Annotated in this window: 1 protein-coding gene; it reads right to left on the minus strand. The window is 51.9% G+C overall.

Translation table 11 applies throughout. The features are described from left to right. On the minus strand, positions 1-377 hold a 377-nt coding region (locus TRICHSKD4_RS27770), incomplete at its 3' end, for a ParA family protein (RefSeq protein ID WP_009469819.1). Positions 378-697: the final 320 nt, after the last annotated feature.

Below are 697 nucleotides of genomic sequence, written 5' to 3' on the forward strand. Positions count from 1 at the left end.
TCTTTGATCAGATGAATTGCGCGGGCAGCCAACTCGGCATCGGTCGGGCTGGCTTGTATCGGAATTATGACCAAGTGCGAGCGAAATAGTGCTCGGGACATAAGACGGTTTGCAGTTCCCTCAAGATCAATAAAGACAAATTGTTTGTGCTGGCGATGGTAGTCCAGCTTTTCCTTGAAACTCTCCTCATCTGTCGCACTATCGACTGTTACCGGATTCTTAGAGTTTCCGGATTTCCAACCTGCGATTGGCTGGTTCCGATCACAATCTAAGACAGAAACACTTGCGCCCCGGCTTGCAAGCGTTGTGGCTAGGATGAGCGTTGTCGTGGACTTCCCTGCCCCACCCTTGGGATTGGCGACGGCTATGACGGGCATGTCGGGCTCCCTTCAATGATCCGACTTATAAATACAGCATTATATTGCTTTTAAAAGCTTTATATAACGTTAAGAGGCATTATATTGCAACAAAATGCAATTGCGTCAATTATAATGCGTCAAGTTTAACGCGGGTGCGTTATGATTCTGTCGGCTTGGAGATTGCAACCCCTTCGGGCCGGGCTCTACTCGCACGGCTCCCGGAGCCAGCCGCAAGCGTCCGTCTCCGCCTGTCGGTAACAATCCCTGTTGCCTGCGGACCTTACGGTCCTGCGCACTCCGCTTGCCATGACCATGGAGCGCCGATCCCGGCGCAGCAT

Origin of the sequence: Roseibium sp. TrichSKD4 (assembly GCF_000148725.1) — a bacterium.
In the GTDB taxonomy this organism is placed as follows: domain Bacteria; phylum Pseudomonadota; class Alphaproteobacteria; order Rhizobiales; family Stappiaceae; genus Roseibium.